This is a genomic window from Rathayibacter sp. AY1G1 (assembly GCF_002932095.1).
Classification (GTDB): domain Bacteria; phylum Actinomycetota; class Actinomycetes; order Actinomycetales; family Microbacteriaceae; genus Rathayibacter.
On the sequence record NZ_PSUZ01000022.1, the window covers coordinates 34,874 to 60,833 of the forward strand.

A 25,960-nucleotide genomic window follows, 5' to 3' on the forward strand; every position below is an offset into this window, starting at 1 on the left:
GTTCCGACGCCGTCTCCCGACCGGGAGGCGGCGTTCTCGCGTCTCCGGGGGCTGGTGCCGCTCCTCGGGGAGCGCCTCCCCGCCGCGGCTCCCGGGGGTCGACCATCGGCTCGCACCGCACACGACGACGGGCCCCCGACCGGAGTCGAGGGCCCGTCGTCGTGTGCGGTGCGGCTACTTCGCGGCGGTGCGGCGGCGCAGGCGCGCGACCGTCATGCCCAGACCGAGCAGCAGAGCGGCGATCCCGGCGGCGAACGCGGGGGTCGCGTCCACTCCGGTCTCGGCGAGGTGGTGCGAGCCGGCGACCGGAGCAGTGGTCGGCGTCGGCGCGGGGCCCGTGGTGGGCGGCGTGGTCGGCGCGGGCGTCGGCTCCGTGGTCGGTCCGGGAGTCGGGGTGCCCGCTCCGGCGCCGGCCGCGACGGCGAAGCCGACGCTGATCTCGGTGCCGGTGGTGTCGAGCGCGAACGTCGCGGTGTGCGCGCCGCCCGCCAGGCTCTCGTCGATCGGGACCGAGAACGAGGCGCGACCGGTCGAGTCGTCGGTGACGGCCCGGGTCGGGTCGATCGTCGCGGTGCCGACGACGGTGCCGTCGACGCTCGCGGTCACGGTGGTGTCGGCCGCGGCTCCGGTGCTGAACAGGAGCGAGGAGAGGTCGACGGTCATCGTGTCGCCGACCGCGTACTCGCCCGAGTCCGGGACGTTGTCGGTCAGGCCGATCGTGCGCTGCACGGGGTCGGGGCTGACGGTGCCGAGGTCCTGGATGTAGCCGACGAAGGCGTCCAGGTCGATGCGGCCGGAGTCGGCCGTGCCGGTGCCCTCGGTGAAGGTGCTGAAGCCGTCGCCGCCGCTCGCGAGGAAGCTGCTGGTCACGACGGTGAAGGTCGCGGCCGGGTCGATCGGCTCGTTCTGGAAGAACACCTGCGAGATGCGCGAGCCCTCGGGCGCCGTGGCGTCGAAGACGTACGTGAGGTCCTTCGAGGTGGAGAGGTTCAGCTGCGGGTGGCTGGAGCTGCCCACCCACTGCTCCTCGAGCAGGTCGGAGATCTGCTCGCCGGTCAGCTGCAGGGTCACCAGGGTGTTCGCGAAGGGCTGGGCGTCGGAGGCCTCGGCGTAGGTGACCACGCCGTCCGCGTCGCCGGGCTGGTCCGGAGTCGCGGTGTAGGACAGGTCGTCGCGCAGGCCGCCCGCGTTCGAGAAGGCGATCTGCGTGCCGAGCTCACGGGTGGCCCACAGCTGGGCGTCCGAGACGAGGTTGCCGAGGGTCGACTCCGAGCCGCGGTTGGTCGTGGTGCCGTCCGGGCGGTAGGCGCGCGAGATGTCCTCGGTGATGGTGCCGACCTTCACGCTGCCCTCGCGGACGGCGACGGCCTGGGCGTCGGCGACGATGGTCTCGACCTCGGGGTCGGGCTCGAAGGCGCCGACGACGATCGTCTTGGCCGGGTCGTCCGAGGTCGGGTCGTCGACGACCTTCGTCAGCGGCACGACCTCGCTGGTGAGCGAGGTGAGCTGCTTGGTCGCCGGGTCGACGGTCAGGGACATGCGGCCGATGTTCTCGGCGTAGCTGCCGGTCTGCGACACGACGGTCGGGAAGGCCCGGCCCGCGTCGATGCCCGCGTCGTACTCCTGGTGGCTGTGGCCCGAGACGATCGCGTCGACGTTCGGGGCGACCGCGTTGACGATCGCGCCGAACTTGGGGTCCGCCTCCGGAGTGTTCAGCTCGGCCGCGTCGGCGTCGGCTCCCTCGTGCAGGAGCAGGACGACCACGTCGGCCTCGTCGTTGGCGGCGTCGCCGTCCTGGAGCTGCGCGGCGACCTCGTTGACGTTCTCGGCGATCGGCTCGATGGAGAGCGTCGAGATCGTGGCGGGGCTGACGAGCTTGCCGAGGTCCTCGGTGATCGCGCCGATGAAGGCGACGGAGACGCCGTCCTGCTCGGTGATCACGTACGGGGAGTAGGCGCGCTCGCCGGTCGCGGTGTCGTAGAGGTTCGCGTTCACGTAGGGGAACGCCGAGGCGTCCACGACGCGGCCGTCGACGTCGGCGCGGCCCTGGTCGAACTCGTGGTTGCCCAGGGTGCTGACGTCGAGGCCCATCGCGTTGAGCGAGTCGAGCGTGGGGATGTCGCCCTGCACCTTCGACACGAAGGTCGAGGCGCCGATGTTGTCGCCGGCCGAGACGAACAGCGTGTTCGGGTTGGCGGCGCGGTAGGAGTCGACGGCACCGGCGAGCACGGCGGCTCCGGCGACGGCGCGGTCGGCGGCGAGCCGCCCGTGGAAGTCGTTGATCGAGAGGATGTCGATGGCGACATCGCCCTCGGCCGCCACGGCGGGCGTGGCGCCGAGGAGGGCCGCTCCGGCGACGGCGCCGACGGCGGTCGCGGAGAGGAGTCGGGTGAGGCCGCGTCGGCCCGGGGAAGTACTGCGCATCGTGAAGGGGACTCCAAGCATCGAGCGGTGGATCCGGAGAGGATTCGTGCCGCGTGAGGGGGTTATTCCCAGACAACCCGACGGCGGAGCCCAGGTCAAACGTTCTGGAGACGGCTCGCCGCCGCGTTTACGAGAAGTTAACTCGCCGACGCTCAGCCGACGCGCAGGATGGGAAGGAACGGCGTGAGGTCCGCGCGCACTCCGGAGGCGTGAATCCGCCCGCTCGCGAGACCCTCGCTCCACGGCAGCGAGCCGGTCGCGAGCGGCAGCCAGGTCGCCGCGTCCATCTCGATCACGTTCGGCGGAGTCCCGCGGGTGTGGCCCGGGCCCTCGACGCACTGGGCCGCGCCGAACGGCGGAACGCGCACCTCGACGCTGCGTCCGGGGACGTTCGTCTCGATGATCTGCAGGAGGAACCGCACCGCCGTCGCCGTCGTGTTCCGGTCCGCTCCTCCGGCGAGCGCCGCCCGCACCGCGGACTGCCCGCTCGCCTCGTCGATCCTGCCCTTGGCCATCCACCCATCCTGCCGCCGCCGCTCGCTCCCGGAGGCCTCCGCGGGGCTCCGCCCGGCGTGTCGGCGTCCGCAGCGCCGCCCTGCGGAGGAGGACGTCACAGGGACCAGCCCCGGCGCGGGGCGCCCTATCCTGTCAGGGTGAAGATCCTCGTCCTCGGTTCGGGTGCCCGTGAGCACGCCATCATCACGGCTCTCCTCGCGGAGGAGGAGCACCACGAGATCATCGCGGCGCCCGGCAACGCCGGCATCGCGCGTGACGTCGAGGTCATCCACTTCGACACGAACAGCCCCCGGCTGGTCAGCGACTTCGCGGTGGAGCAGGGCATCGAGCTCGTCGTCATCGGCCCCGAGGCGCCCCTGGTCGCCGGAGTCGCCGACGCGCTCCGCAAGCGCCGCATCCCCACCTTCGGCCCCGACCGGGCCGCCGCCGCACTCGAGGGCTCGAAGACCTTCGCGAAGCGCGTGATGGACATGGCCCGCGTGCCCACCGGCCGCGCGACCCGCGTCTCCACCCTGGTCGACGCCACCCGCGCCATCGACGAGTACGGACTCCCCTCGGTCGTCAAGGCCGACGGCCTCGCCGCGGGCAAGGGCGTCCTGGTGACGGAGTCGCGCAGCGCCGCGATCGCGCACGCCGAGTTCTGGCTGCAGTCCGGCGACGTCCTCATCGAGGAGTTCCTCGCCGGCCAGGAGGTCTCCCTCTTCCTCCTCTCCGACGGCCACGACGTCGTCCCTCTCTCCCCCGCGCAGGACTTCAAGCGCCTGGGCGACGGCGACGAGGGGCCGAACACCGGCGGCATGGGCGCCTACTCCCCGCTCCCCTGGCTCGCCGACCGCTGGGAGAGCGAGCGCGCCTTCGTCGACGAGGTGATCGACACGGTCGCCATCCCGACCATCCGCCAGCTCGAGCGCGAGCGCACCCCCTTCGTCGGACTCCTCTACTGCGGCCTCATCGTGACCGACGCGGGCCTGCGCGTGATCGAGTTCAACGCCCGCTTCGGAGACCCCGAGACCCAGGTCGTCCTCCCCCGCCTCGCCTCCCCGCTGTCCGCGCTGCTGCACGCGGCGGCCACCGGCGCGCTCGCCTCCGTCCCGTGGCCCGCGTTCACGGACGAGGTCGCCGTCACCGTCGTCCTCGCGAGCGAGGGCTACCCCGAGAACGCCGTCACCGGACGGACCATCACCGGACTCGACGCGGCGGCGGACGTCCCCGGCGTCACCATCGCCCACGCGGCGACCCAGCTGGTCGACGGGAGCTTCGTCGCCACCGGCGGCCGCGTGCTCAACGTCGTCGCGCGCGGCGCCGACTTCGCCGAAGCGCGGGAGCGGGCGTACCGCGCGCTCGACCTGATCCACCTCGACGGCGGGCTGTATCGGAGCGACATCGCGGCGAAGGTCGCGCAGTAGCGCGACCTCAGCGTGATGTCGGCCACGCCGCTCCCCGCGCGGCGTGACGCAGTCAGCTGGGAGAGTGGCCGGGTCTCGGGGAGCGATCGGCGCGTCCGAGACGCTCGGCACGCGTTCCGGTCGACGCCTCGAGGGTGGCCGGGGGTGGAGTGGACCCGCGCTCGGACTCGGACCTCCGCGACGCGGGCTCGCGGCGGAGGTCGGTCGCCTCGCGGGGGGCGGGTCAGGCCAGGGTGCGGAGGGCCTCGGCGAGGTGGGGGTGCGCGAAGGTGAAGCCGGCGTCCTCGAGGCGGGCGGGCACGACCCAGCGGGACTTGAGCAGGAGCTCGGACTCGGTGCGGAGCAGGAGCGTCGCGGGCTCGAGGACGAAGCGCGGAGCCGGCACGCCGATCCGGCGGCCGACGGCGGCGCGGAGCAGCCGGGAGAGCTCGGTGTTGTCGCTCGGATTCGGCGACGCGAGGTTCACCGGCCCGTCGAGGGTCGACTCCTCGAGGAAGCGGATCGACCGGTGGACGTCCTCCACGTGGATCCAGCTGAAGTGCTGACGGCCGCGGGTGCGCCGGTGCTCGTGGTGCACACCGGCCTCGCGGCGCGCGCGCGTCGAGGGCCACGGCCCGTCGAACTGCGGACCGCCGAGGCCGAGCCGCGCCAGCCGCAGCAGGATCGCCGTCGCCGGACCGTCTCCGAGCACGATGGACATCCGCAGCGCCACGCGCCGCACGCCGGGCGTCTCCCCGGCGAAGAACTCCGACTCCCACGCCCGCGCCACGTCGACCGAGAAGCCCTCGCCGAGCACGCCCTCGTCCTCGGTGTTCGCCCGCTCCTCCTCGTGCCGGTAGATCGTGGCCGTGCTCGCGTTCATCCAGACCGGCGGAGGAGTCGCGGCCGCCGCGACCGCCCGGTGCAGCTCCGCGGTGGTCGCCACGCGCGAGCGGAGGATCTCGGCGCGGTTCGCCGCGGTGTACCGGCAGTCGACGCTCTTGCCGGCCAGGTTCACCAGGAGGCGCGCACCGTCGAGCACGCGGGTGATGCCGACGGTGTCGCCCCAGCGCGCGTCCGGCCCGGAGCGGCCGATCCTCCGCACCGTCCAGCCGTCGGCGGTGAAGCGGCGGGCGAGGTCCGTCCCGAGGAATCCGCTCGCACCGGCGAGGACGACGACGGGGTCAGCGGTGCTGCTCATCGCCCCATCGTGCCGCACGGCGCCGGAGTCACGGGGAGGACTCGTCGCAGGCGCGCTGCCGGGACGCGGAGTGGGTGGAGGCGGGCCTCGATCAGCCGCCGAGCGACCCCGCATCGCGGAGGAGACGCGCCGCGGCGAGCGCCCCGGCCAGCCGCTCGGCGAACCCCGGCGGCACCTCGGCGGGCAGCGCGTCGACCGGCCACCAGGCCACGTCGTCGCTCTCGTCGCTGACGGTCACGGGAGCGTCCGGATCGGCGATCGCACCGTAGCCCACGTCCCAGTGGCGGGAGCAGCGGCCGAAGCCGTCGCCGAGCGCGTGCCGGTCGAGGTCGAGGGGCAGGACGCCGAGCGGCTGCAGTCGTGCCGCTCCGCTCTCCTCCTGCGCCTCGCGGAGGGCCGCGTCGGCCGTGGAGTCGTCACCGGGCTCGACGTGACCGCCGAGCTGCACCCAGAACCGGCCCTTGCGGTGGAAGCAGAGCAGCACCTGCGCCAGATTCGGCGAGAGCACGAAGCAGCTCGCCGTGACGTGCTCGGGGCCGCCGTCGCGCTCGAGCGCCGACTCGCCGCGCTGCTCGAGGAACGCCAGGTACTCGTCCCGCAGGTCCGCGAGCGCGCCCGCGTCCCACTCCCGCAGCTCGTCCGCCAGCCGCGTCCCTCGCTCCCCCGTCACGCGATGGACCCTACCTCCCCTCCGCGAGCTGCCACTCCGGTGCGCGACACGGCGTGCGTGGCGTAACGGAGCGGCAGCTTCCGGGGAGGGAGCAGGGACGGGAGCGTCAGACGGAGAGGCCGGAGAGGCCCTCGCGGTCGACGCGGCGGTGGAAGCGCATGCCGGCGAGACCGCCGAGCACGGCGCCGACCAGCGCGACGACCAGGGCGGCGAGCGCCGTCACGACCGCCGCGGCCGTGGCGTCGCCGGCGTCGAGCGGGATCGTCGGGAAGCCGCTCACCGCGGAGAGCGCCTGGCTGCCGCCGGTGATCGCCGAGACGATGCCCACGACGATCGCGACGACGACCGCCCAGGCCCACACTCCGACGCCCTGCTTCGCTCCGCTGAAGCGGGCCATGCGGCCTGCCACGTAGCCGCCGCAGTAGTAGGCGACGAGGAGGATGACCAGCAGTGCGATCGCGCCCGCCCAGCCGAACGCGGCGGGGTCGGCCGCGAGGTCGCCGGTGACGTCCTGGGTGCCGATGACGGCGGCCCCGATCGCGGTGACGAGGGCGGTCAGGAGGACGGCGAGTCCGGTGGCGGCGAGCCAGCCGAAGAAGGCGCAGCCGATCTTGAAGCCGCCGAAGCGGTCGCGCTCGCGCTGGTGGATGTCCTTGCGCGCAGCCGCACGGGCCTGCTTCGCCTCGGCGGAGTCGGGGTCGACGGGCGCGCGGTGCTCGGGGGCCGAGTGCGCCGAGTCGGAGCGGTCCGTCGAGGCGGAGCGGTCCGTCGAGGCGGAGCGGTCCGTCGAGGCGGAGCGGTCCGTCGAGGCGGAGCGGCCCGGAGTCGCGGAGCGGTCCGAGGAGGCGGAGCGGTCCGGAGTCGCGGAGCGGTCCGGAGTCACGGAGCGGTCCGTCGCCGCAGCCGCTCCCGTATCCCCCGCGGAGTCGATTCGCGCCGTGCCGCCCGCCGCCGAGCCCTCTGCCCGTCGCGGCAGTCCGCCGTCAGCCGGATCCCTGTCTGTCGTGCTCATGTCGAACCTCCTGGCCGAGCGCCCCGAAGAAGGGCGACACGCTCAGTCAAGACCCAGGGAGCCCTCGGTGTCGCGGGCTTGACGACACGACGGAGCGGTCCGGGCGTCAACCCCCTGCGCCCCCTCCCTCCCACCCGCTTGCATGGAGACACCGACCGACGACACGAGAGGGAGAGTCATGACTCCGGAATCCCCCGAGCAGACACCGCCCGGCACCGAGGCCGAGCTGACGCCGAAGGCCGACCACGGCGAGACCACCTACCGCGGCACCGGCCGCCTCAGCGGCAAGGTCGCCCTCATCACGGGCGGCGACAGCGGCATCGGCAAGGCCGTCGCGATCGCGTTCGCGCGCGAGGGCGCCGACGTGGCGATCTCGTACCTCGACGAGCACGACGACGCCGAGGACACCGCGACGTGGGTCCGGGAGGCCGGCCGCGAGGCGCTGCTCCTCCCCGGCGACCTGCAGGACCCGGCGCACTGCCGCGCCGTCGTCACCGAGACCGTCGAGCGCTTCGGCCACCTCGAGGTGCTCGTCAGCAACGCCGCCTTCCAGATGAGCCGCGAGAGCGTCACCGACATCCCGGACGAGGAGTGGGACCGCACGATCGCGACGAACATCAGCGCCTACTTCCACCTCGTGAAGTCGGCGCTGCCCCACCTGAAGGAGGGCGCGTCGATCATCGCGACGAGCTCGGTGCAGTCCGACCAGCCGTCGTACCAGCTGCTCCCCTACGCCGCCACGAAGTCGGCGATCCTCAGCCTCACCGCCTCGTTCGCGCAGGCGCTCGGCGAGAAGGGCATCCGCGCCAACTCGGTCGCGCCCGGCCCGATCTGGACGCCGCTGATCCCCTCGACCATGCCGGAGGAGGCCGTCGCCGAGTTCGGCGAGCAGGTCCCGCTGGGCCGCCCCGGGCAGCCGGCCGAGGTGGCCCCCGCCTACGTCCTCCTCGCCTCCGACGAGGCGAGCTACATCAGCGGGTCGACGATCGCCGTCACCGGCGGGAAGCCGATCCTCTGATCACGCTCCAGGGCACCGCTCACCCGCAGGATTCCGCGATAGGTTCCTGCGGGTGAGTGTCCACATCCGCAGCATCGAGACGGCGGTGCCGACCACGGTCCTGCGCCAGTCCGAGGTGCGCGACCTCTTCGCGTCCCAGCCCGCGATGGCCCGGCTCGGGTCCCGCCTGATCGGCGCGGCCTTCGACGCGTCCGGGATCGACACCCGCAGCACGGTGGTCGACGAGCTCGACCGGGTCGAGCGGGAGGGTGCGAGCGTCTTCTACGACGCGGGGAGCGGCCTGGTGCTCGACCCGGGGACGGCCGCGCGCAACGCCGTCTACACCGAGCGCGCTCCCGAGCTCTTCACGGAGGCGGCCCGCCGCGCCCTCTCGTCCGCGTCGATGACCCCCGAGGACGTCACCCACGTGGTGACGGTCTCCTGCACCGGCTTCTACGCCCCGGGGCCCGACTACCAGCTGGTCCGCCGCCTCGGCCTCGCACCCTCGACGCAGCGCTTCCACCTCGGCTTCATGGGCTGCTACGGCGCCTTCCCCGGCCTGCGCGCCGCCCGCCAGTTCTGCGAGGCCGACCCGGAGGCGGTCGTCCTCGTCGTCGCGGTCGAGCTGTGCACCATCCACCTCACCAGCTCCAACGACCCGGAGCAGATCGTCGCGACCTCCGTCTTCGCCGACGGCGGTGCGGCGGCCGTCGTCACCGCCCGCGAGGCCGCGCCCGGCACCCCGGTGCTCGAGCTCGACGCGCTCGCCACGACGCTCACCGACGAGGGCGAGACCGAGATGGCGTGGACGATCGGCGACCACGGCTTCTCGATGCGGCTGAGCACCTACGTGCCCTCGATCATCGGAGCGAACATCGAGGCGGCCGTCGCCCCGCTGCTGGCCGGCGCCGAGGTCGAGCGGAGCGACGTGCAGCGCTGGGCGATCCACCCCGGCGGCCGCAGCATCCTCGACAAGGTGCAGGCCTCGCTCGCCCTCAGCGACGAGCAGCTGGCCCCGTCGCGCGAGGTGCTGCGGACCAACGGCAACATGTCGAGCGCGACCGTCCTCTTCATCCTGCGGCGCCTGCTGCACGGCGAGGCGGCCGACGGCGAGCGGATCGGCGCGATGGCGTTCGGCCCCGGCCTCACCGTCGAGCTCGCGCTGCTCACCAAGCGGGGCGGGGAGTGACTCCGCGAGCCCCTCTCGCGCCGGACCTGCGCCACCGCGAGGTCTCCGAGCAGGAGCTGATGGACGACCCGGACTGCGACCGCACCCTGCTCGACGCCACCTACGCCCGCTTCGGCACCGTGAACCGGCTGGTCTCGGGGTGGCGTGGCCTCTACCGCTCGCGCCTGCGTCCGCTGCTGCGGCCCGACGAGCCGTTCCGCCTGCTCGACATCGGCTCCGGTGGCGGCGACGTCGCCCGCTCCCTCGCCGGCTGGGCCCGCGAGGACGGCCTCCGCCTGGCGATCACCGCCGTCGATCCGGACGAGCGCGCCTCCGCCTTCGCCACGTCGACGCCCGCGCCGCCCGGAGTCGAGTTCCGCCGCGCGAGCAGCGCCGACCTGGTCGCCGAGGGCGAGCACTTCGACCTGGTGACCTCCAACCACGTGCTGCACCACCTGTCGCCGGAATCACTCGCCGACCTGCTCGCCGACAGCGAGCGCCTGGCCCCGCGCGCCCTCCACAACGACATCGAGCGCTCGCGGCTGGCCTACACGGCCTACCTGCTGGCCACGCGACCGATCGCGGCCGGCTCGTTCCTCCACTACGACGGGTCGCTGTCGGTGCGGCGCAGCTTCACCGCCGCCGAGCTGCGGGCTGTGGCGCCCGAGGGGTGGCGGGTCGAGCGCGCGGCGCCCTACCGGCTGCTGCTCGCGCGGGGCGAGGTGTGAGGACGCGGCGGAGGGCGAGCGCTTCCGGTCCGCTCTGGCTGCGCGCCGCCGCCGTCAGCTACTCCGCCAACTGCGCCCTCGGCACCGCCGTCGCCACCGGCGCTCTCCGCACGGGCCGCTGGCACTGGATCCATCACGCGCTCTACATCTGCACGTCGACGCTCACCGCTCTGGCCTGGGCGACGCTGCGGCGGTCGGACCCCCGCGCCGCGTCCGCGCTGGCTCCCGCCGCCGTCCCGCTGGCGGTGATCCCCTTCGCGGGGACGCACGGACGCCGGCACCCGGCGATCGCGCTGGCGGCGGCTCCGTTCGTGCTCGCCGCTCTCGGGCGGACGCGGCGGCCGGCGCGGCACCGAGGCGTGCTCCAGCGTCTGAGGGCCGGGTCGGCCCTGCGCTGACGCGCCCCGGCTTCTAGCGCGGGGGCTCGACGTCGCGGTCGGGGTCGGAGCGGTACGAGCGCAGCGCCTGCCAGCCGGCGATCGCGAGGATCAGCGCGCCGCAGAGCATCGTCAGCAGGTTCGGCACCGAGAAGCCGCTGCCCACGACCGAGTTGATGCCCGCGCCGAGCACGAACACACCTCCGAGGAGGTAGAAGATGACCCTCGTCTTCACCGTTCCACCGCTTCCCTCGAGCCTGCACAGGACCCTCGATGCTACCGCGCGCGCCCCGGGCCGCCGCCGCTCCCCCCTCTGCGCGATCGATCGGGGCAGGATCGAGGCATGGAGTTCCTCGATGTCGTCCGGCGCCGGAAGACCACCAACGGCGCGTTCCTGCCCGACCCCGTCTCCGAGGAGCACCAGCGGCTCCTGATGGAGGTGGCCGGCCGGGCGCCCTCGCAGCTCAACAGCCAGCCGTGGCGGTTCGTGCTCGTCGAGGAGCGCGAGACGATCGACCGGATCGCCGCGATCAGCGGCGAGAGCATGACCACCGCGATGTCGAACGGCACGTTCTTCGAGCGCTACAAGCCCTACTTCCGCTTCAGCAGCGAGGAGATGGAGCGGCGGCGCGACGGGATGCTGTTCGACAAGCTGCCGGCTCCGCTCCGCCCCTTCACGAAGCAGGTCTTCACGAAGCGCGGGCAGTTCCTGATGAACTCCCTCCGCGTCCCGCAGACGCTCGGCGAGGAGAACCGCCGGCTCGTCGCGGGATCGCCGCTGCTGCTCGGGGTGATGCTCGACCGCTCCGAGTACCGGCCGGGCGAGCTCTCCTCCTTCTACTCGGTGTTCAGCATGGGCGCCGCGATGGAGAACGTCTGGCTGAGCACGGTCGAGCTGGGGATGGGGATCCAGTTCGTGTCGTTCCCGATGGAGGTGCCGGGAGCGTGGGCGCGGATCGAGTCGCTGCTCGCCGTGCCCGACGAGCTGGAGCTGATGGCGGTGTACCGGCTCGGCTACCTGCCTCCGGAGCAGCGGCGGCCGGCGATCGACTGGTCCTCGCACCAGCGGAAGCTTCCGTCGCAGTACGTCTTCCGCGGCACCTGCGCGACTCCGCAGGAGGGGTGGGACGCGCCGGCCGGGCCGTGACGGGATCCTGAGCGGCGCGGCCGGCAGCCGGAGGTGCCCGCGCTCGCTCCCGGGCCGGCCCCGGCCGACGGGAGATCCGCGACGGAGCATCGACTCTCGCTACATGCGTCGGCTAACGTGGCGCCCAGCACGCCCGGCAGTGCTACGTCCCGTCCGCGGGACTGTCAATGGGGGTCCGGCGTGTCTCCCGCCCGATTCCCCGCACCGGGGTCCGAGCGGATACCGTCCCCCGAGGAGCCGTCCGCCAGGGCCGGCCCGATGAACGAAGGGGGCCCGTGGCCACGCTCATCTACGGACCGCAGAACCTCGAGATCGAATTCGAGGAGCGCGTCCTCGCGCACCTGAAGGTCGCCGTCCTCTCGAAGCTGCGCCGCAACGAAGCCTTCTCGCTCTCGTGGATGGAGGACGCCTCCACCGGACACGGCCGGAGCTCCGTCTGGCTGCACCCGTCGGTGCCGCTGCACTTCCGCTTCACCGAGGCGCACCAGCCCAAGCTCAACCGCGCGTGGATCGAGCAGATGCTCAGCGTCGCCAGCATGCACGGCGAGCTCTCGGTCCTGCCGGAGCCCGAGGAGCAGCGCCAGGGCTCCTGAGCTCCGCCGCTCCTGGGCCCCGCTGCCCCCTGATCGCACGGCCGTCAACCCCGTCCCCTCTGCGGGGGACGCGAAGTACCGTCGAGAAGACGTCCCCGGAACCATCGGCGGACGTCGACGGACGGAGACGACCATGACGGACACCGCGCGAGCGACCGGCCTGCCCACCCTCACCCCGGTGCGGACGCTCCGCAAGGAGCAGCCGATCGAGCCGCGCCGCGTGCCGGACTCCGTCTCCGTCGGCTCCCAGCCGGTCATCGGCTGCCGGATCGACGTGAGCGGCCGCTCCTTCGTCGTCGAGCTCGACATGGCCGGCATCTTCCTGCGCCAGGTGCGCCGGAGCCTGCGCGAGGGTGAGGGCGGCCTCGTGCTGCTGCGCCACGTCGACGGGATCGAGATGATCCCGTTCTCGCGCGCGACGCCGTTCGACGTCTCGGACATCGTCTGCCCCGAGGGCGTCGAGCCCGCGGACGCCCGCTCGGCCCTGGGGCTCCGCGACCGCTGAGCCGCGACGGGTGGCGTGCTCCGCCCCGCGCCCGCCGCTGAGCGGGATCAGTTGGGGAGCGACGCCTCGATCAGGTCGACGATCCGCGGGTCGTCGGGCTCGACCGTCGGGCGGAACCGGTGGACCGTGCCGTCGGCCGTGATCAGGAACTTCTCGAAGTTCCACTTTACCCGGCCGGCCTTGCCGTTCTCGTCCTCCGCCTTGGTGAGCTCCGCGTAGAGCGGATGCGCCGAGCGGCCGTTGACGCGGACCTTCTCGAACATCGGGAAGGTGACCCCCCAGGTCGTCGAGCAGTACGCCTTGATCTTGTCCTCGTCGCTCAGCTCCTGGAGGAACTGGTTGCTCGGGAAGCCGAGGACCGTGAATCCGCGCTCCCCGTAGCTCTTCTGCAGGGCCTCGAGCTTCTCGTACTGCGGGGCGAGGCCGCAGCGGGAGGCGACGTTGACGATCAGCCGCACGGGCGGGTAGTCGGCGAGGGTCGACGTGGTGCCGTCGATCGTGGTGAGGGGGATGTCGGCGATCGTGTCGGGCACGGAGGGCTCCTTCGGACGTGGTGCGTCGACGCTACTCCCCGCCGCCGAGGGAACCCCGAGTCGTGGAGGCGGCTCGCTGCGGGTTCCCGCGACGGTCCGGGGTTCCCTCGGCGCGCACCTGCCTCCACCATGGGGGGATGGCCGCCTCGCAGCAGATCGTCTCGGTCGGCGGGCGGAGGCTGCGGCTGACGAACCTCGACAAGGTCGTCTACCCGGAGACGGGCTTCACCAAGGCCGACGTGCTCTCCTACTACGCCTCCGTCGCCTCCGCGATGCTTCCCCATCTCGCGCGCCGCCCGGTCACCCGGAAGCGCTGGGTCGACGGAGTGGGCACCGCCGAGCATCCGGGCGAGGTCTTCTTCGAGAAGAACCTCCCCTCCTCCGCCCCCTACTGGCTGAGCCGGACCCGGCTCGCGCACTCGTCGCGCGACGTCGAGTACCCGCTGGTCGACGACGTCGCCGGGCTCACCTGGCTGGCGCAGCAGGCGGCGCTCGAGCTGCACGTCCCGCAGTGGCGGGTGGGCTCCGACGGCGAGCGCCGTCCGCCCGACCGCCTCGTGCTCGACCTCGACCCGGGCGAGGGTGCCGGACTCGCCGAGTGCGCCGAGGTCGCGTTCCTCGCCCGCGACCTCCTGGAGGGGATGGGGCTGGCTCCGCTGCCGGTGACCAGTGGGAGCAAGGGGATCCACCTCTACTGCCCACTGGACGCCTTCGCCTCCAGCGACCAGATCTCGGCGGTCGCGCACGAGCTGGCGCGCGTGCTCGAGTCGGACCACCGCGACCTCGTCGTCTCGGACATGAAGAAGACCCTGCGCGAGGGCAAGGTCCTCGTCGACTGGAGCCAGAACAGCGCGGCGAAGACGACCATCGCCCCCTACTCCCTCCGGGGGCGCCTCCGGCCGGCCGCCGCCGCGCCCCGCACGTGGGAGGAGCTGGGTGCCGACAACCTGCGCCACCTGTCGCCCGACGAGGTGGTGGAGCGGCTGCGGAGCGACGGCGACCTCCTCCGCCCGCTGCTCGCCGCCCGGGGTGCCGGGCTCGAGCCGACCCCGGAGCGGATGGCGGGCTTCGCCGCGACGGACGCCTCCTCCGACCGCCTGGCGACCTACCGCAGCATGCGCGACGCGTCGAGGACGCCGGAGCCGGTGCCCGAGGCGGGGTCCGCGGGCTCCTCCTCGGGCGACTCCTTCGTCATCCAGGAGCACCACGCGCGGCGCCTGCACTACGACTTCCGGCTCGAGCACGACGGCGTCCTGGTCAGCTGGGCGGTGCCGAAGGGCCCGCCGCTGGAGGGCGACCCGAACCGGCTCGCGGTGCAGACCGAGGACCACCCCCTCGAGTACGCGACCTTCGAGGGCACGATCCCGGCCGGCGAGTACGGCGGCGGCGAGGTGCGCATCTGGGACGAGGGCACCTACGCGCTCGAGAAGTGGCGCGAGGGGAAGGAGGTGATCGCGGTGCTGACCGGCCGCCCCGACGGCGGGCTCGGCGGCGAGCCCCGTCGCTACGCCCTGCTGCACACGGGCTCGAGGGAGGGCGCCGAGAAGAACTGGCTCCTGCACCTGATGGCGCCGGGTCCCGCTCACGGGCACGGGACGCAGCGACGGGGCCGGGCGGCCGCGTCCGCCGCGTCGCCCGCTCCCCGCCCCGCACCCTCCGCAGACCGCCCGGCCGAGGACTCCGCTCCGCGCCGCCACCGCCCCATGCTCGCCACGGCCGGACGCCGCGGCGACGTGGACCCCGGGGCCGCGATCGAGATGAAGTGGGACGGCTACCGCGCTCTCGTGCGGGTGCAGGGCGGCACCGCGACCCTCACGAGCCGCAACGGCAACGACCTGACCGCAGCGTTCCCCGATCTGCTCGCCCCGCTCGCCGAGGCCGCCGCCGACGCCGTGCTCGACGGCGAGATCGTCGCCCTCGACGCTCGCGGGCGCCCCGACTTCGGCGCCCTGCAGACCCGCGGCGGGCTGACGAAGCCGCGCGAGATCGAGGCGGCCGCCCGGTCCACTCCGGTGCACCTGATGGTCTTCGACCTGCTCGAGCGCGCAGGAGAGGACCTGACCGGGAGCGACTACGACACCCGTCGCTCGGCACTGGTCGAGCTCGTCGACGAGAACGAGCGCGTGCACGTCCCGTCCGTGTTCGACGGCGACCTGGAGGAGGCGATGGCCACCAGCCGCACCCTCGGCCTCGAGGGCGTGGTCGCCAAGCGCCGCGACTCGCGCTACCAGGAGGGCAGCCGCTCGCGCGACTGGATCAAGCTCACCCACCACCGGCTGCAGGAGGTCGTGATCGTGGGATGGCGCGAGGGCGAAGGCGGCCTCCAGGGGTCGGTCGGGGCGCTGCTGACCGCGATCCCCGGCGAGGACGGGCTCGCGTACTCCGGCCGTGTGGGCACCGGCTTCAGCGACCGCGAGCGCCGCGGACTGGTCGACCGCCTGGCCGAGCACGCCACCGAGGAGCCCGCCGTCTCCGTCCCTCCGCTCGAGTCGCGCGGAGTGCACTGGGTGTCGCCCGTCCTGGTCGGCGAGGTCCGCTACCGCGAGCGCACCGCCTCCGGCACCCTCCGCCAGCCGGTCTGGCGCGGCTGGCGCGCCGACAAGGCCGCCGAGGACGTCCGCGTGGAGGAGCCGGGCAGCTGACCCTCCGGTCTTCCGACTGCGAGGCCCGGCATCGCCGCTCGCGCCGCCGATCCGCTGCGGCCCCGGGCACCTCAGTCCAGGCGCACCCCGCGCAGCAGGAGGAGGGTCGCGCCGACCGCGGCACCGGTGCCGATGAGGACGCCGCCCGCTCCAGCCGCCGCCGCGAGGACGCCGAGGAGACTGGGCAGGGCGATCAGCCCGAGGCGGTTCCCGGCCAGGCGCAGCGCGAGGGCGCGGCCGTGGCGGTCGGCGGGGGTGCGCTCGATCAGCCAGGACATCGTGATGGGCTGGCCGATCCCGAGGCCCAGGCCGAGGGCGGCGACCGCGACGAAGAGGAGCACGGTCGGCGCGGGCAGGGCGACCAGCACCAGGCAGAGCGCCGAGATCAGGATGCCGCCCACCATCACCCGGGTGCGCCCGAGCCGGGCGGTGGCCGCGCCGAGGAGGAGCCGCGAGGCCATCGACGCGAGCGCGCGCACGGTGAGCAGGGCTCCGACGACGCCGGCCGGGAGCCAGCGCTCGGCGCCGAGGGCGGGGAGGTAGACGACGGTCAGGTCGACGGCGGCGACGACGGTCGCGCTGGTCAGCAGGGCGCGCGCGAGGCCCGGCACCCGGAGGAGACCGAGCGTCGAGCCCGGAGCCGCCGCCCCTTCCGCCGCGGGTCCGCGCGGGGACGGGCTGCGGATCCCCGCCGTCGAGACGAGCAGCAGCACCGCGAGGATCCCGCCCACGAGGAACAGCGGCGCCGGGTCGGGCCGCACCGAGCCGCCCGCGAGCACCGGGATGAACGCGGGCCCGATCGCCTGCCCGAGCGACGCGGCGAACGTGTAGTAGCCGAAGCGGCTGTCGAGCCGCGTCCCTCCGGTGCCGCCCGCGACGACGGTCTGCTGCCCGACCACGCAGCCCAGGTGCCCCGCGCCGAGCAGGGCGATGCCGAGGAGCAGCCCCGCGACGCTCCCGCCCGCCAGGAGCAGCACCGCGGCCGCTCCCACCGCGACGAGCGAGCCGACGGCCATCACCGCCCGGGCGCCGACCCGGTCGACCAGCCCGCCCACCGGCAGCGCGATCAGCAGCGGCACCAGCGCGAACGAGGCGCCGAGCGCCCCGAGCGCCCAGGCCGGCACGTCGAGCCGGATCGCCTGGTAGACGGCGGCCGGCCGGAGCAGGAACGCGACGGCCTGAATGAGCACGGCGTGCGCGAGCAGGGACGGAGTCGCCAGGCGGTTCCGCACGCGCGCTCCTTCCCGCGGCGCTCGGCCGAGCACCCGCTCCCCCATCCTCCTCCCGGTGCCGCCGCCGAGTCGCCCGGGAAGGATCGTCCTGCCCCCTCGAACGGGCCTTCTCGTGCGACTCAGCCCTGCGGCGGCGGCGAGGGGAGCGCGTGCGCGGGCAGGGTGCCGAGGCGGTGCCGGCCGCGGAGGAGGAACCAGGCCAGGCCGATCCCGACGACCGCGGCGATCACGACGACCGCGCTCCAGCGCAGCTCCTCCCCGTAGACCTCGACGCGCGGCCACGCGAGGTCGACCGTCATCGCCGCGCCCCAGAGCACCGCGACGACGTTCACCGGCAGGCCCGCGCGGCCGAGCGAGAAGCGCCCGGGCGCGGCTGCGGGCCACCGGCCGCGGAGCCGGGCGATCAGCAGCGGCACCGTCACCAGCAGGTAGGCGAGGTAGATCAGGATGACCGCCACGCTCGTCACGGCCGTGAAGATCGCCGGCGTCCCGATGTTCACCACCAGGATCAGCACCGCGAGCACCCCCACGACCAGCGCCGGCGCCACCGGTGTCCCGCGCCGCGGTTCGACGCGGGCGAGCACGCGGCTGCCGGGCAGGGCGTTGTCGCGGGCCATCGCGAAGATCAGTCGGATGGCCGCCGTGTGCACCGCCAGCGCGCACACCGTGATCGCGACGACAACGCAGAGCAGGAGGACCGATCCGAGGGGGCCGCCGAGCACCTGCAGCACGATCCGCTGCAGCCCGCCCGACGCCTGCCCGAGCGCCGGGTCGGCGAGGTCGGGCGCCGAGAGGATGCCCAGCAGCAGGATGAGGCCGCCGAGGACGAAGGAGGCGGTCACTGCCCGCAGGATCGCCGTCGGCGCGGTCCGGCGCGGAACGACCGTCTCCTCGCCGAGCGAGCCCGCGGTGTCGAACCCGTACATCACGTACGCCGACGCGATCGCGGCGATGAGGAACGCGCCGGCGTACCCGCCCGGCGTGCTCCCGCCGTAGCCGCTGGTGTCGAGCAGCACGGTCGGCGGATGCACCACGTTCACCGCGAGCACCGCCACCAGCAGCACCGCCGCGACGAGCTCGATCAGCACGCCGACGCTGTTGATCCGGGCCATCAGCTGCACGCCGCGCGCGTTGACCGCGGTGGTGAACGCGATCAGCAGTCCTCCCCAGACCACCGCGCTCACCCCCGCGGAGCCGCCGAGCTGGAACCCGCTCCAGATCTGCGGGAGCGTCGCCTGGTACGCCAGCACGACGGCCGCGAGCGTGACCACGGACGCGGTGGCCATCAGCCAGCCCGCCATCCAGCTCACCGTCGGCCCGGCGAGGCGCTTGCTCCAGTTGTAGACGGAGCCGGCGACCGGGTAGCGGGCGGCGAGCTCGGCGAAGCACAGCGCGACCATGAGCTGCCCGGTGAACACGATCGGCCAGGACCACCAGTAGGCGGGACCGCCGAGCGCGAAGCCGAAGGAGAAGAGCTGGAACGTGCCGGTCAGGATCGAGATGTAGCTCACGCCCGCGGCGAAGCTGCCGAAGCGGCCGATGCCGCGGGTGAGCGAAGGGCGGTACCCGAACTCGGCGGTCCCGTCGTCGACGTCCTCGGCGGTGCTCATCGGGCTCCCCCTCGCGGGCACGCTCGTCGCACCGAGGTCAGGATGCCAGCCGCCGCCCGGCCGCACGACTCCCCCGTCCCGGGCGTCCGTCAGCGGGTGCTCAGCGCTCGCCCCGCTCCCGGTGCACAGGACTCGGGCGGCCCCCGCGGACGGGAGCGGCGTCAGCCGTGCGCCGCGAGCCGGGTGCGCTGGGGCACCAGGAGCTCGAGCAGCTCCTCGACCCCGTCGACCCGCTGCGGCTCGACCGGGTGCCCGGGTCCGCACGGCTTGTAGGCGGGCGGATCCACGTTCAGGACGTGCCCGACGGGCCGCCCCTTCTCCCAGACCGTGAGGAGGAAGGCGCCGTCCCGCTCGTCGGGGGCGCCGATCTCGAAGACCCGGCCGCGCACGATGGCGCACTGCGGCTCCTTGCGCGCGAGGCGCACCCAGAAGGGATGGTCTCCGGTCATGGTGTCCGTCCTCCCCGGCCGACCCGCGGCCGTGCCCGTAGCGGTCGGCCGGTGATCGTGTCGTCGGCGACCCGCAGGGCCACGGTACGTCCGCCTCCCCTCAGCCGATCAGGGGGTTCACTGCGGAGCCTCGCAGTGGTAGCGGACGCCGGTCGCGCCCGGACGCGCACCACGGGGAACCACTCACTGCTCGTAGGAGTCCTCGTAGTCGGCACCACTGGTCAGCTCGCCGTCGCCGGGCTGCACCGGATGCTCGCCGGTGAGCGCGTCGATACGAGCGCGCAGCCGCGCCACCTCCGCCGCGTTGTCCGGTTCGGGCAGGTCGCTCGGCGTGGTCTCGACGATGAGGGCGGCCGCGGCGTTCACGAGGAAGGTGGCGTCGACCGTCCCGCCGTCGGCGCCGATCCCCGTGTACTCGACGGTGTCGGCCGCGCCCTTCGAGGCGAGGGCGACGGCGTACTCGACGAGTGCGTCGGCCGCCTCGTCCCCCACCAGGATCGTCTTGTCGGCGAAGAGGATGTGCTTCATGCCGCCCATGCTCGGCAGCGCCGGCTGCGTGGAGGGAGGAGGTTGACAGAGGACCGCCGCTGACGGAAGACCTGGACAGATCGAGCAGAGAATGGCAGACCGGGTTGTCGGATCCCTCCGGTCTGCGGAAGGGTGGTGGCAACGGCGGGCGCCTGCCGGCCGGAGATCAGGGGCTGGAGACGCCGATGGGGAAGCTGCACTACGACGGGACCGTCGAGATCGATTTCGAGGACCGCGTGCTCGCGCACCTGCAGATCGTCATCACCGCGAAGCTGCGCCGCAACGAGTCGTTCCTGCTCAGCTGGCGCGACGACCACAGCATGGGCGACGGCCGCAGCGCGATCTGGATCCACCCCTCCCACGCGCTCCGCTACAAGTACTTCGGCGGCCGGATGCCCCGCATCAACCCCGCCTGGATCTCCGCGCTCACCGACCTCGCGAACTCCGCGGGCGGGCTGTACGTGATCTCGGAACCCGCCGAACCGGTGCGTCCCCCGGCGAAGGGCGACCAGCTGTGAAGCGCATCGACCTGATCTACAACGGCACCGCCTACACCGTCAACAACAGGAGCCTCGACGAGTTCCGCGCCGAGGTCGAGGCCGCCCTGGCCTCCCCGACCCCGCAGTGGCTGACCGTCAACTACGGCGAGGGTCGCGCGAACCCGGCGCTCCTCCTCATCACGCCGTACACCCCGCTGTCGATCATCACGAACGACTTCGACGAGCTCAACGCAGAGCACGAGTAGCGGCGGACCTCGGGGAGGTCAACCACGTCGTCCGGTCGATCCGCGCCCCGTACCGTCGGGCAGGACCTCGTCGACGTCGTGCGCGGACCCCGCACGGCGACACCCGATCGACACCGCCCGCGCCCCGGCGCGCAGAACAACGGCCGCGGACACCCGGCCAGGAGCCGTGATGACAGATCCCGCCTTCGCCGTCCTCGACGACCTCATCGCCGCCCTCGAGCGTCCCGGCTCGATCGACCCCGGCCTGAGCCGCTCCGTCGCCGTGCAGGCCGCCGTCCTCCGGCTCCCGTCGCCCCGCACCATGCACCGTCCGCGCCCGACGAGCCGCTTCACGGGCCGTCGCCTCGTGCGCCCGGGCAGCGCAGCCAGGCGGGCTCCGGCGCGTCACCGCGTCGTCGTCCCCGCCGGTCCGGCGGAGCGTCGCGCCGAGCGGAGCCGACGGCTAAAATGGGGGCGGTGAACGACTCCGACGCTCTCTGCGACCCGTATCTGCGCGGGTACCCGATCGACGGCGTCGCGATCTCCACGCTCGGCAGCCCCTTCGGCGGCGAGACCGTCGCCGCGAGCGACAGCACCGCGAGCCGGCTGGACGAGATCCAGATCGACCTCGGCGAGGGCCCGTGCTGGGAGGCGATCCGCGCTGCCGGCCCCGTCTCGGTGCCGGACACCGGCGCGGAGGAGCGCTGGCCGCTCTTCACCGAGGCGATCGGCCCCACGGCGGTGCGCGCGGTCTTCGCCTTCCCGCTCTCGATCGCGGGGCTCTCGATCGGCGCGGTCGACCTCTACTCCCGCCGCCCCACGTCGCTCAGCGACTCCCTCCTCGGCCGGATCAGTGCCTCGACCACCGCGACGGCGCTGCTGGTGCTGGCCGCGGTGCTGCGCGACAACGAGGTCGAGGAGAGCACGAATCCGCGCTCGCGACGCGTGGTGCACCAGGCGACCGGCATGGTTATCGCGCGCTACGGCAGCACGGCCGAGGAGGCGCAGCTGCTGTTGCGCGCCCACGCCTTCGCCCAGCAGCGCTCCGTCGTCGATGTCGCCTCCGGCATCGTGGCCCGGCACGACGGGTTCCCCGACCGCCCTCTCACCGCCCAGGACGACACATGGTGACGAACTCCCGCGAGCGCAGCGTCATCCAGACGTTCGTCGCCCTCTCCGACACGCTGGTCGACGACTACGACGTCGTCGACTTCACGCAGACCCTCGTGGAGAGCAGCGCGACCCTCTTCGACGCCGTCTCGGCGGGGCTCGTCCTCGCCGACTCCTCCGGCTCCCTCGAGGTGCTCGCCTCCACGGACGAGGACACCCGGCTGATCGAGCTGCTCCAGCTCGACAGCGGGTCGGGCCCGTGCATCCAGTGCTTCGAGACCGGGCGGCCGGTGATCGTCGAGGACGCCCGCGCCGTGGGCGAGGAGTGGGCGGAGTTCCGGACGCTGGCGGTCGAGCTCGACGTGCTCTCGGCGCACTGCGTGCCGATGCGCTCGGCGGGGACGACGATCGGCTCCCTCAACCTCTTCCAGGCCCGGCCGGGGCGGCTCGATCCGGACGACATCGCGGTCGTGCAGGCGTTCGCCGACGTCGCGACGATCGGGATCCTGCACCAGCGCGCGCTCCAGCAGAGCACGGTCACTCAGGAGCAGCTGCAGCACGCCCTCGACAGCCGGGTGCTGATCGAGCAGGCGAAGGGGATCCTCGCCTACGCCCACCGCACCACGGTCGAGCAGGCCTTCGAGGTGCTGCGGGTCCGCGCGCGAGCGACGTCGACCCCGATCACGACGCTCGCCCAGGAGATCATCCGCGACTACCGGCGCTGACGCTCCGCGCGCGCGGAGCAGGAGCGGGGCGGATCCGCGCCGGCGGCGCCGCGGCTCAGAGCTCAGTACTCGTTCTCGAGCTCCCACGTCGCGCGGGGGTCGACGTCCGAGGCGGGCACCGGTCCGCCCGCACTGTCGAGCGCGTCGAGGCGCTCGAGGATCTCGGTGCTCGACTCCGCCGCTGCGCTACCGGCCCCTGCGACCACCAGGGGGACGCCGAGCCCGACGGTGAGCGTCACGACGGAGGAGGGGGCCGAGTCGTCGGCGACGCTGACCGTGCTCATCCGGTGCCGCTGCGCGAGCGCGAGCGAGTAGCGGACGACGGCGTCGGCGGTCGCGTCGTCGAGGGAGAGGGAGCCACCGGTGTGGAAGAGCGTCGTCATGGTCAAGTCCTCGCAGGGCAGGCGGATGGGCATGGTTCCGTCACCGGGGGCCAGGATGCGGTGGGCTCACGCTACGCCCTGGGCGCTCGGGGGTGCAGGTCTTGCGCCGAGGCGTGCCCCTGGCGCATGGTTCGCTCCCGACGCCGGAGCAATTCCCCCATGGCTCTGAGGCGGCTCACACGTTAACGTGAACACACGCGTCGGTCCCCTCGGCTCGACGCATCCCTCCCCTGAAGGAAAGGTCTCGACGATGAGACGACGCTCCCCGGAGCCCCCTGCCGCCGCGCCTCGGCGCCGCGTGCGATCCCTCTTCCTCTCCGCTCTCGCCTGCACGAGCGTCGCCCTCACCGGCGCTCTCGTCCCCGTCTCGGCGCAGGCCGTCGACGTCCCGGCGCCCACCGCGCACTACGACATGTCGCACGCCGGCTCGGCCCTGCTCGACATCTCGGGCAACGGACGCAACGCCACCCTGACCGGCCTCACCGACGCGTCCTTCGCGAACGCCGGCGGCGACCAGGTCGCCCGGTTCAAGAACGACGGCTACGCGAGCCTCCCCCAGGGCCTGGTCACCGGAGCCGACAACGCCTTCGCCGTCGAGTACACGGTGAAGACGCAGACCACCGCCAACCAGTTCGGCTGGGTCATCGGCGACGGCGTCGGCCCGTGGAACACCACGCAGCTCGGCAACCACGTCTTCGTGAACCCGCGCAACCCCGACGGCTCGCCCAGCGGACAGGTCCTCGCGGGCATCCGCGTCAAGGAGCCCACCAACAACGGCGAGACCCGCATGCCGTTCGGCGGCACGCTGAACCCCGGGTTCACGACCCTCACGCTCGTCGGCACCGGCACGGGGTCGAGCACCGTGCTGACCCTCTACCGCGACGGCACGCAGATCTCGACGGCGAACACCACGAAGTCGATGGCGAGCATCGTGCCGACCGGGTCCACTCTCGGCTACCTCGGCCGCTCGCTCTACTCCGGCGACGCGCTCGTGACCGCCGACGTCACCGACGTGAAGTTCTGGGACACCTCCCTCACCGCCGAGCAGGTCGCCTCGAGCATGCCGACCGCCACGGCGAAGGCGTCCGCGACCTCCGCCCTGCTGCGCTCGGACATCCAGCCCGTCCTGCTGGCCGGCAACCCGTCGCTGACCCAGGTCTCCTCGAACCTGACGCTGCCCGCCTCCAGCAGCGGCGTCCCGCTCACCTGGACCTCCTCGAACAGCGCGGTCGTCTCGACCACCGGCGTCGTCTCGCGCTCGATCGCGCAGAACACCCCGGTCACCCTGACGGCGACCACCGCCCAGGGCGCGACGATCGCCTTCGAGGTGGTCGTGCTCGCCCCGAGCATCAACGACGACCTCGACGCGCTGAAGCTCGCCACGCGCACCACCGAGAACCTCCCCCTCGCGGTGAAGGGCGCCCGGAACGGCACCGACATCACCTGGACCTCCTCGGACCCGGCCCTCGTCACGCCGACGAACACCTCCTACGCGGCTCCGGCGGTCGGCGCGGCCGACCCCTACCGCGGCGGCGGCGTCGTCACCCGGCCGGCCTACGGCTCCGGAGACAGGACCGTCACCCTCACCGCGACGGCCACCCTCAACGGCGTCACCGAGACGCGCGCCTTCACGCTGACGGTCGCCGAGCTCGGCCGCACCGCTCCCGACGCGGGCTACGCCTCGGCGTACTTCAAGTCGGACGGCGACGAGAAGATCTACCAGGCCGCGACCTCGGGCAACGACTTCTTCACCTTCTCGCCGGTCAACGGCGGGAAGGCGGTCATCACCTCGACGACCGACACGAAGGGCCTGCGCGACCCGTTCATCCTCCGCTCGCACAACGGCGACAAGTACTACATGGTCGCCACCGACCTCTGCATCTCCTGCGGCACCGGCTGGGGCGACGCCCAGTCCAAGGGCAGCCTGAAGATCGAGGTCTGGGAGTCGACCGACCTGGTGCAGTGGACCCGCACCAACGGCGCCGACACCGGCATCACGGTGAACCAGCCGGCCGCCGGAATGACCTGGGCGCCCGAGGCGTACTGGGACGACGCCCTGCAGTCCTACGTCGTGTTCTTCTCCTCGCGCCTCTACTCCGACGCGACGAAGACCAACAGCGACAAGCTCTACGCCCGCGTCTTCTCCGTGATCACCCGCGACTTCCGCACCTTCACCGCTCCTCCCGCCACCTGGCAGGACACCGGCTACGCGCGGATCGACTCGACGATCACGAAGATCGGCGACTACTACTACCGCTTCACCAAGAACGAGGAGGGCGGCGCCGCCGGCACCCTCGAGGCCGGAAAGGACATCTTCCTCGAGAAGTCGAAGGTCCTGACCGCCGGGACGACCTCCTCGAACTGGAGTGTTGACCCGAACACCACCTGGCAGCTCACCGACACCCGGATGACCTCGCTCGAGACCGGCCAGGCCGGTGAGGGACCCGAGATCATCAAGCTGAACGCGGGCGACCCGAACGACACCACCGGCACGGGCGACGGCTACGCGTTCCTCGTCGACAACTACGGCGACGGCGGCTACAAGGCCTTCCTCACCTCCGGAGCGGCCATCGCCGGCAGCTCGCAGACGAACCGCCTCTCGCAGTCGGCCGACTGGAACGTCTCGCCCAAGAGCCGCGCCGGCCTCCCGGCCAGCCCGCGGCACGGTGCGTTCGTGAGCGTCCCGCAGACGGTCCTCACCGCCATGAAGAACTGGACCGGCGTCACCGCCGTCGACTCCACCACGACCCTCACCGCCGACGGCCGCACGGTCACGGCGACGGTCGCGGCGGCCGACAAGGGCGACGTCGTCGGCTCGGTCACCTTCACCGGCGGCTCGTGGACCTCGACCGTCCCGCTCTCCGGCGGCTCGGCGAGCGTCTCGGTCCCGGCGGACGTGACCGGCGTCACGGCCTCCTACACCGGGTACGCGGACAAGCTGGTGCGCACGTCGGTCTCGGCCGTCGTCCCGCTGGACACCCTCGAGCTCGTCCCCGCGGTCGCCACGCGCTGCGTCGCCGGCAAGATCGTGCTCACCGCGACCGTGAAGAACACCGACACCGCTGCCGCGGACGTCACGATCACCTCGGCCTACGGCTCGAAGTCGTTCACCGCGGTCGCTCCCGGCTCGTCCGCCTCCGCCGCCTTCACCACCCGCCTGGCCTCGATGCCGGCCGGCACGGTGACGGTGACCGGATCGGCGACCGGCCAGCCCGCGTTCACCGCGACGGTCCCCGTGGCCGCCGCGCGCTGCTGACGCACTGACGACGAAGGGCCCCCTCCTGCGCTCGCGCGGGAGGGG

The 25,960-nt window shown here is 73.1% G+C and carries 27 protein-coding genes; 15 read left to right on the top strand and 12 right to left on the bottom strand.

Annotated elements, in window-relative coordinates:
• Nucleotides 1–174: 174 nt before the first annotated feature.
• Together C5C36_RS12800 and C5C36_RS12805 are read right to left on the bottom strand one after the other, a co-directional pair.
• On the bottom strand, nucleotides 175–2,424 hold the full coding sequence (locus C5C36_RS12800) for a bifunctional UDP-sugar hydrolase/5'-nucleotidase (RefSeq protein ID WP_181133817.1): 2,250 nt from the start codon (nucleotides 2,422–2,424) through the stop codon (nucleotides 175–177).
• A gap of 152 nt (nucleotides 2,425–2,576) precedes the next feature.
• Complete coding sequence (locus C5C36_RS12805; RefSeq protein WP_104223770.1) at nucleotides 2,577–2,939, bottom strand: sterol carrier family protein; 363 nt, start codon at nucleotides 2,937–2,939, stop codon at nucleotides 2,577–2,579.
• A gap of 138 nt (nucleotides 2,940–3,077) precedes the next feature.
• Here C5C36_RS12805 and purD point away from each other — a divergent pair, with 138 nt between their 5' ends.
• Nucleotides 3,078–4,346: a phosphoribosylamine--glycine ligase gene (gene purD, locus C5C36_RS12810; protein WP_104226811.1), complete on the top strand. Its 1,269-nt coding sequence runs from the start codon at nucleotides 3,078–3,080 to the stop codon at nucleotides 4,344–4,346.
• A 223-nt stretch (nucleotides 4,347–4,569) separates the two neighbouring features.
• Here purD and C5C36_RS12815 read toward each other — a convergent pair whose 3' ends face one another.
• The 3 genes from C5C36_RS12815 to C5C36_RS17665 form a co-directional block, all read right to left on the bottom strand.
• Nucleotides 4,570–5,526: an epimerase gene (locus tag C5C36_RS12815; RefSeq protein ID WP_104226810.1), complete on the bottom strand. Its 957-nt coding sequence runs from the start codon at nucleotides 5,524–5,526 to the stop codon at nucleotides 4,570–4,572.
• 91 nt (nucleotides 5,527–5,617) lie between these two features.
• Nucleotides 5,618–6,196: an NUDIX hydrolase gene (locus C5C36_RS12820; protein WP_258059461.1), complete on the bottom strand. Its 579-nt coding sequence runs from the start codon at nucleotides 6,194–6,196 to the stop codon at nucleotides 5,618–5,620.
• Nucleotides 6,197–6,302: 106 nt separating this feature from the next.
• The gene (locus C5C36_RS17665; RefSeq protein ID WP_219814897.1) at nucleotides 6,303–7,208 is read right to left on the bottom strand and encodes a hypothetical protein; all 906 of its coding nucleotides are present in this window, start codon (nucleotides 7,206–7,208) and stop codon (nucleotides 6,303–6,305) included.
• 178 nt (nucleotides 7,209–7,386) lie between these two features.
• On the opposite strand from C5C36_RS17665, the gene C5C36_RS12830 reads away from it, so the two are divergent.
• The 4 genes from C5C36_RS12830 to C5C36_RS12845 are packed head-to-tail and all read left to right on the top strand — an operon-like array spanning nucleotide 7,387 to nucleotide 10,499.
• Nucleotides 7,387–8,226, top strand: a complete 840-nt coding sequence (locus C5C36_RS12830) for an SDR family oxidoreductase (protein ID WP_104295684.1) — start codon at nucleotides 7,387–7,389, stop codon at nucleotides 8,224–8,226.
• 52 nt (nucleotides 8,227–8,278) lie between these two features.
• Nucleotides 8,279–9,394, top strand: a complete 1,116-nt coding sequence (locus C5C36_RS12835; protein WP_104309849.1) for a type III polyketide synthase — start codon at nucleotides 8,279–8,281, stop codon at nucleotides 9,392–9,394.
• A complete protein-coding gene (locus C5C36_RS12840; RefSeq protein ID WP_258060494.1) occupies nucleotides 9,391–10,101 on the top strand; it encodes a class I SAM-dependent methyltransferase in 711 nt (236 codons plus the stop codon). The genes C5C36_RS12835 and C5C36_RS12840 overlap by 4 nt, the downstream gene beginning before the upstream one ends.
• Nucleotides 10,098–10,499 carry a hypothetical protein gene (locus C5C36_RS12845; RefSeq protein WP_104297498.1) on the top strand — a complete coding sequence of 134 codons (402 nt, stop codon included), beginning with the start codon at nucleotides 10,098–10,100 and terminating at the stop codon, nucleotides 10,497–10,499. Before C5C36_RS12840 ends, C5C36_RS12845 begins: the two co-directional genes overlap by 4 nt.
• Before the next feature lie 13 nt (nucleotides 10,500–10,512).
• On the opposite strand, the gene C5C36_RS12850 is transcribed toward C5C36_RS12845, so the two are convergent.
• On the bottom strand, nucleotides 10,513–10,713 hold the full coding sequence (locus C5C36_RS12850) for a hypothetical protein (protein WP_104223776.1): 201 nt from the start codon (nucleotides 10,711–10,713) through the stop codon (nucleotides 10,513–10,515).
• A gap of 108 nt (nucleotides 10,714–10,821) precedes the next feature.
• Here C5C36_RS12850 and C5C36_RS12855 point away from each other — a divergent pair, with 108 nt between their 5' ends.
• The 3 genes from C5C36_RS12855 (at nucleotide 10,822) to C5C36_RS12865 (ending at nucleotide 12,723) form a co-directional block, all read left to right on the top strand.
• Nucleotides 10,822–11,625, top strand: coding sequence for a nitroreductase family protein (locus C5C36_RS12855; protein WP_104233823.1), 804 nt, complete (start codon nucleotides 10,822–10,824; stop codon nucleotides 11,623–11,625).
• Nucleotides 11,626–11,900: 275 nt separating this feature from the next.
• A complete protein-coding gene (locus C5C36_RS12860; protein WP_244229547.1) occupies nucleotides 11,901–12,218 on the top strand; it encodes a hypothetical protein in 318 nt (105 codons plus the stop codon).
• A 133-nt stretch (nucleotides 12,219–12,351) separates the two neighbouring features.
• The gene (locus C5C36_RS12865) at nucleotides 12,352–12,723 is read left to right on the top strand and encodes a hypothetical protein (protein WP_104223778.1); all 372 of its coding nucleotides are present in this window, start codon (nucleotides 12,352–12,354) and stop codon (nucleotides 12,721–12,723) included.
• Nucleotides 12,724–12,770: 47 nt separating this feature from the next.
• Here C5C36_RS12865 and C5C36_RS12870 read toward each other — a convergent pair whose 3' ends face one another.
• A complete protein-coding gene (locus C5C36_RS12870; RefSeq protein ID WP_258059459.1) occupies nucleotides 12,771–13,256 on the bottom strand; it encodes a glutathione peroxidase in 486 nt (161 codons plus the stop codon).
• A gap of 137 nt (nucleotides 13,257–13,393) precedes the next feature.
• On the opposite strand from C5C36_RS12870, the gene C5C36_RS12875 reads away from it, so the two are divergent.
• A complete protein-coding gene (locus tag C5C36_RS12875) occupies nucleotides 13,394–15,898 on the top strand; it encodes an ATP-dependent DNA ligase (RefSeq protein WP_104309850.1) in 2,505 nt (834 codons plus the stop codon).
• A 71-nt stretch (nucleotides 15,899–15,969) separates the two neighbouring features.
• Here the strand turns inward: C5C36_RS12875 and C5C36_RS12880 are convergent, their stop codons facing one another.
• The 4 genes from C5C36_RS12880 to C5C36_RS12895 all read right to left on the bottom strand — a co-directional run bounded on the left by C5C36_RS12880 (nucleotide 15,970) and on the right by C5C36_RS12895 (nucleotide 19,717).
• Nucleotides 15,970–17,130 carry an MFS transporter gene (locus C5C36_RS12880; protein ID WP_258072293.1) on the bottom strand — a complete coding sequence of 387 codons (1,161 nt, stop codon included), beginning with the start codon at nucleotides 17,128–17,130 and terminating at the stop codon, nucleotides 15,970–15,972.
• Nucleotides 17,131–17,249: 119 nt separating this feature from the next.
• Nucleotides 17,250–18,740 (bottom strand): APC family permease, encoded by a 1,491-nt coding sequence (locus C5C36_RS12885; RefSeq protein ID WP_104309852.1) that lies wholly within the window; start codon nucleotides 18,738–18,740, stop codon nucleotides 17,250–17,252.
• A 161-nt stretch (nucleotides 18,741–18,901) separates the two neighbouring features.
• Nucleotides 18,902–19,189, bottom strand: coding sequence for a hypothetical protein (locus C5C36_RS12890; RefSeq protein ID WP_104223782.1), 288 nt, complete (start codon nucleotides 19,187–19,189; stop codon nucleotides 18,902–18,904).
• A 183-nt stretch (nucleotides 19,190–19,372) separates the two neighbouring features.
• Nucleotides 19,373–19,717 carry a hypothetical protein gene (locus tag C5C36_RS12895; RefSeq protein WP_104260837.1) on the bottom strand — a complete coding sequence of 115 codons (345 nt, stop codon included), beginning with the start codon at nucleotides 19,715–19,717 and terminating at the stop codon, nucleotides 19,373–19,375.
• A gap of 185 nt (nucleotides 19,718–19,902) precedes the next feature.
• On the opposite strand from C5C36_RS12895, the gene C5C36_RS12900 reads away from it, so the two are divergent.
• The 5 genes from C5C36_RS12900 (at nucleotide 19,903) to C5C36_RS12920 (ending at nucleotide 22,276) form a co-directional block, all read left to right on the top strand.
• Nucleotides 19,903–20,235, top strand: coding sequence for an ATP-dependent DNA ligase (locus C5C36_RS12900; RefSeq protein WP_104223784.1), 333 nt, complete (start codon nucleotides 19,903–19,905; stop codon nucleotides 20,233–20,235).
• Nucleotides 20,232–20,462 carry a hypothetical protein gene (locus tag C5C36_RS12905; protein ID WP_104250777.1) on the top strand — a complete coding sequence of 77 codons (231 nt, stop codon included), beginning with the start codon at nucleotides 20,232–20,234 and terminating at the stop codon, nucleotides 20,460–20,462. Before C5C36_RS12900 ends, C5C36_RS12905 begins: the two co-directional genes overlap by 4 nt.
• 169 nt (nucleotides 20,463–20,631) lie before the next feature.
• On the top strand, nucleotides 20,632–20,922 hold the full coding sequence (locus tag C5C36_RS12910; RefSeq protein WP_104269342.1) for a hypothetical protein: 291 nt from the start codon (nucleotides 20,632–20,634) through the stop codon (nucleotides 20,920–20,922).
• On the top strand, nucleotides 20,919–21,572 hold the full coding sequence (locus tag C5C36_RS12915) for a GAF and ANTAR domain-containing protein (protein WP_146085330.1): 654 nt from the start codon (nucleotides 20,919–20,921) through the stop codon (nucleotides 21,570–21,572). The genes C5C36_RS12910 and C5C36_RS12915 overlap by 4 nt, the downstream gene beginning before the upstream one ends.
• A complete protein-coding gene (locus tag C5C36_RS12920) occupies nucleotides 21,566–22,276 on the top strand; it encodes a GAF and ANTAR domain-containing protein (RefSeq protein ID WP_104260835.1) in 711 nt (236 codons plus the stop codon). Before C5C36_RS12915 ends, C5C36_RS12920 begins: the two co-directional genes overlap by 7 nt.
• Nucleotides 22,277–22,338: 62 nt before the next feature.
• Here C5C36_RS12920 and C5C36_RS12925 read toward each other — a convergent pair whose 3' ends face one another.
• Nucleotides 22,339–22,659: a hypothetical protein gene (locus C5C36_RS12925; RefSeq protein ID WP_104223789.1), complete on the bottom strand. Its 321-nt coding sequence runs from the start codon at nucleotides 22,657–22,659 to the stop codon at nucleotides 22,339–22,341.
• A 298-nt stretch (nucleotides 22,660–22,957) separates the two neighbouring features.
• On the opposite strand from C5C36_RS12925, the gene C5C36_RS12930 reads away from it, so the two are divergent.
• The gene (locus tag C5C36_RS12930) at nucleotides 22,958–25,915 is read left to right on the top strand and encodes an immunoglobulin-like domain-containing protein (protein WP_258072294.1); all 2,958 of its coding nucleotides are present in this window, start codon (nucleotides 22,958–22,960) and stop codon (nucleotides 25,913–25,915) included.
• Nucleotides 25,916–25,960: the final 45 nt, after the last annotated feature.